The sequence below is a fragment of the Dietzia sp. Cai40 genome, assembly GCF_014145165.1.
GTDB classification, from domain to species: Bacteria; Actinomycetota; Actinomycetes; order Mycobacteriales; family Mycobacteriaceae; genus Dietzia; species Dietzia natronolimnaea.
Window position 1 is genome coordinate 1 of sequence record NZ_JAALEB010000313.1, and the last position, 4,245, is coordinate 4,245.

Sequence of the window (4,245 nt, forward strand, 5' to 3'; positions counted from 1 at the left end):
CGACCACGCCACGCCCATGCGGGTGGCGGGCACGCCGTCGATCGGGCGGACCACCACGTCGCGGCGGCTCAGCGACCGCGCGTACGGCAGCGGCAAGACAAGGAGCCCGACCCCGGCCGCGACCAGGTCCACCGCGGCGGAGACCTCGTCGGGCGACGCGGTGATCGCGTCGACGGGGTCGAGCCACGGCTCGCCCTTGAGGTCCGCCATGGCCACCATGTCGAACGCGGCCAGCTCGTGATCCTTCTCCGCCAGCACCGCCATGGTCTCGGTGTACAGCGGCACCCTGAGCAGGCCGGGCGGCGAGGATCGCGGGGCCGCGTCGGGTTCGCGGAGGAAGATCACGTCGAACCCCACGTCCCCGGCGACCCGGGCCAGCGCCGAGCGCGGATCCCCCGAGCGCCGCGCCGAGATCGGCACGTCGGGATTGCGCTCGCGCCACCGGGTGAGCCACTTGTCGGGCTGCACGCCCGGGACGTAACCGATGGCCAGGCTCCGCCGGTCCGGACCGGTATCCTCGTTCACCCCTCAACGGTAGCCGCTGCTCCGTGAACCCCGGATCAGTGCACCAACCGTGAACAGGCATCTGCCACCGAATCGCCGATCGCGGTGAGGGGCCGCACCCCATCCGGCCGGTGCCAGGTCCACACGGAGCTGACCATTCCCAGAATCAGCCGTCCCAGCTCCTCCTCGTCCCGCCGTGGGAACTCACCGGAGTCCATTCCGCGCGCCAGCAACGAGATCCAGTCCTGCTCCACCGCGCGCGAGTGCTCCACCGCCGTCTGGCGCTCTTCCTCTTCTCGCTCAGTGGAACGCGTGGTCTCCAGGATGCCGACGTGGTGCACCAGAATTCGGGCTTGAAGCGCCTCACTGGCGGTGACGTCGTATACACCTCGCACCGCGGCCCGCAGAGCCGATTCAGCATCCACGGAGTCCTTCACGGCCTCAGAGAAGCGCCGATGAGAGTGGTCGAGCTCGGTACTCATGATCGTGAGCAGGCAGTGAGCTTTGGATTCAAAGTAGTGATATAGCGCTGTCTGACCGATTCCCACCTCGTGCGCGATCGTCGCCCACTTGGTGTGCTCGTATCCAGCAGATCCGAAGTGGTCGACCGCGACCCGGAGAATCGCCTTCCTCTTGGACCTGGAACTCTCCATCCTGGCGTGCTGCACCATCCCTCATCCCCCTGACCGTGGCCTCGAACCTCGCGGTTCGGAGTACGTCGCATCCGACTCGGAACCATCCACTCCGGCGCCCCCTGCGCTTGGCCCGCCCCCTACGCTCAGCCCAGGATCGTCCAGTCCTCGAGGCCCTCGTACAGCGGCTTGGCCGCGGCCAGCGCGGACACGCGTCCACGCAGGGCGGTGATGTCGGCGTCCGTACCCGCCGCGAGGGCGGTGCCGATGATGTCCGCGACCTCGCGGAAGTCCTCGGCCCCGAAACCACGGGTGGCCAGCGCGGGCGTACCGATCCGCAGACCGGAGGTCACCATCGGCGGACGGGGGTCGAACGGCACGGCGTTGCGATTGACGGTGATGCCGACCTCGTGGAGGAGGTCCTCGGCCTGCTGGCCGTCGAGGTCGGACTCGCGCAGGTCCACCAGCACCAGGTGGACGTCGGTCCCTCCGGTGAGGACGGACACGCCGGCCTGGCGGCAGTCGTCGGCCATGAGCCGCTCGGCGAGGATCTTGGCGCCCTCGATGGTCCGCTGCTGCCGCTCGCGGAACTGCTCGGTGCCGGCGATCTTCATGGCGGTGGCCTTGGCGGCGATCGCGTGCATGAGCGGCCCACCCTGCTGGCCGGGGAACACCGCTGAATTGAGCTTCTTGAACAGCTCGAGGTCATTGGTGAGGATCATGCCGGAGCGCGGCCCGCCCAGGGTCTTGTGGACGGTGGTGGACACGACGTCGGCGTGCGGAACGGGGCTCGGGTGCAGTCCCGCGGCCACCAGGCCGGCGAAGTGCGCCATGTCCACCCAGAGCTTGGCGCCGACCTCGTCGGCGATCTCGCGGAACTTCGCGAAATCCAGGGTCCGCGGGTAGGCCGACCAGCCGGCGATGATGACATCCGGCTTCTCCGCGAGGGCCATCTCGCGGACGGTGTCCATGTTGACCTGCATGGTCTCCGGGTCCACCTCGTAGGCGGCGACCTCGTACAGCTGGCCTGAGAAGTTGAGCTTCATCCCGTGGGTGAGGTGACCACCGTGGGCCAGGGACAGGCCCATGATCTTCGAACCCGGCTTCGCGAGCGCCATGAGCACGGCGGCGTTGGCCTGGGCACCGGCGTGCGGCTGGACGTTGGCGTACTTGGCGCCGAACACCTCCTTGGCGCGGTCCCGTGCCAGGTTCTCCACCACGTCGACGTGCTCGCACCCGCCGTAGTAGCGCCGACCCGGGTAGCCCTCGGCGTACTTGTTGGTGAGCACCGATCCCTGAGCCTGCAACACCGAGCGCGGCACGAAGTTCTCGGACGCGATCATCTCCAACGTGTCGCGCTGACGCGCCAGCTCGCCGGCCATCGCCTCGGCGACCTCCGGGTCCAACTCGGACAGGGAGGCGGTGAACACATCGGTGTTCGGGTCGGTCATCGTTGCTCCTCGCGCGTGGGCTTCTCACTTCGTACGAATCGTGTCGGGGCCACGGCTCGTCTCGTCGTCGTCGTCAGTCTAGTGCCAGGGCACCTGGAGGCCTCTCCCCCGTGGGCACCTGACACAATCAGCAATCGTGAGCAGACATGCCGGCGACTACACGCCGTACGTGGAGTTCGACCGCCGGAGTTGGCGTCGGTTGCGGCGAGCCATGCCGATGGTGCTCACCGAACAGGACCTCGAGGGACTGCGCGGTCTGGGCGAACACCTGGACCTGGACGAGATCGCGGAGATCTACCTGCCGCTCAGCCGGCTCATCCACCTCCAGGTATCGGCCCGCCAGCGCCTGTTCCAGTCCACCAACCTGTTCCTCGGTGAGACCGTGGACGCCCCCATGCCGTTCGTGATCGGGGTGGCCGGCTCGGTGGCGGTGGGCAAGTCCACCTCCGCCCGTGTGTTGCGCGCGCTGCTGACCCGCTGGGACTCCCACCCCCGGGTGGACCTGATCACCACTGACGGCTTCCTCTACCCCAACCGCGAACTCCAGCGGCGCCAACTCATGCACCGCAAGGGCTACCCCGAGTCCTACGACCGGCGCGCGCTGTTGAGGTTCGTCACCGAGGTCAAGTCCGGTGCCCCGGTCGTCCGCGCGCCCGTGTACTCGCACACCAAGTACGACATCGTCCCCGACGAGTTCATCGAGGTCCAGCGCCCGGACATCCTCATCGTCGAGGGCCTGAACGTCCTGCAGACGGGCCCCCGACTGATGGTCTCGGACCTGTTCGACTTCTCGCTCTACGTGGACGCGAAGATCGAGGACATCGAGAAGTGGTACGTCGAGCGCTTCCTCGAACTGCGCAGCACGTCGTTCTCCAACCCCAACTCGCACTTCGCGCACTACGCGGATCTGTCCGACCAGGCGGCCCGGCTCGCCGCCCGCGAGATCTGGATGTCGATCAACCGCCCGAACCTGGTGGAGAACATCCTGCCGACCCGGCCGCGCGCGACGCTGGTGCTGCGGAAGAACTCCGATCACTCCATCCAGCGGCTGCGCCTGCGCAAGATCTGACGCGCTCCCGGGTTCGTTCACTCCGGCGCGGCGCCCGTCTCCCCCACGGGTACGCCACGCCGCCGCAACTCGGCCTCGGCGCGGTCCAGCCCCCCGTGCTCGAGTGCGGCCTGTGGACTGTGATCGCTCCAGACATGGCGCCCGAACCGGCTCACCTCCACCTCGAGCTCACCGGACAGGTGCTCGATCGCGCCCGCCGAGTTCCGCTTCTCCGACGGCAACGGCACGGGCAGCACGTGCGCCCGACCCAGGGGCGCCCGCCCGGTCACGCGGATCCGCCAACCGTAACCGCGCCCCTCGAGTGCCCAGACGTCATCAGCGACCCGCGCCCGGACCGGCGAGACCACGGGGTTTCCCAGCCGGATCACCCGACCATCCGGAAGTCGCACCACGAGGGCGGTGACCTCGGTGCGCAGCGGGCCCGAATGGATCTGCCCGCCGGCGAAGGCCACGCAGGTGTCCGGTTCGGAGAATCCCTGCGCCTGCCCCCACCACCAGGAGTCCGGAAAGCCCTCGGCGCCCCAGTTCTTCTCCCCGTAGACATCGGCGCCGTCGAACTCCCAGTGCCGGCCGTCCAGCTCCGCCCAGC

General features: G+C 68.6%; 5 protein-coding genes. 1 reads left to right on the forward strand and 4 read right to left on the reverse strand.

Annotated elements, in window-relative coordinates; translation table 11 throughout:
• From G6022_RS12080 to glyA, 3 genes are all read right to left on the reverse strand, one after another.
• On the reverse strand, positions 1-525 hold a 525-nt coding region (locus G6022_RS12080), incomplete at its 3' end, for a LysR substrate-binding domain-containing protein (RefSeq protein WP_182691636.1).
• Positions 526-560: 35 nt separating this feature from the next.
• Positions 561-1,175 carry a TetR/AcrR family transcriptional regulator gene (locus G6022_RS12085; RefSeq protein WP_182640103.1) on the reverse strand — a complete coding sequence of 205 codons (615 nt, stop codon included), beginning with the start codon at positions 1,173-1,175 and terminating at the stop codon, positions 561-563.
• Between the two features lie 107 nt (positions 1,176-1,282).
• Positions 1,283-2,587: a serine hydroxymethyltransferase gene (gene glyA, locus G6022_RS12090; protein WP_182640102.1), complete on the reverse strand. Its 1,305-nt coding sequence runs from the start codon at positions 2,585-2,587 to the stop codon at positions 1,283-1,285.
• 136 nt (positions 2,588-2,723) lie between these two features.
• Here glyA and coaA point away from each other — a divergent pair, with 136 nt between their 5' ends.
• Positions 2,724-3,656: a type I pantothenate kinase gene (gene coaA, locus G6022_RS12095; protein ID WP_182640101.1), complete on the forward strand. Its 933-nt coding sequence runs from the start codon at positions 2,724-2,726 to the stop codon at positions 3,654-3,656.
• A gap of 17 nt (positions 3,657-3,673) precedes the next feature.
• On the opposite strand, the gene G6022_RS12100 is transcribed toward coaA, so the two are convergent.
• Positions 3,674-4,245, reverse strand: a 572-nt coding sequence (locus G6022_RS12100) for a tocopherol cyclase family protein (RefSeq protein ID WP_241731196.1), incomplete at its 5' end; no start/stop codon positions are given.

Bases quoted from the DNA above. Each gene is read 5' to 3' on its own strand.
- glyA (WP_182640102.1), bottom strand. From the start codon at position 2,587: ATGACCGACCCGAACACCGATGTGTTCACCGCCTCCCTGTCCGAGTTG.
- G6022_RS12085 (WP_182640103.1), bottom strand. From the start codon at position 1,175: ATGGTGCAGCACGCCAGGATGGAGAGTTCCAGGTCCAAGAGGAAGGCG.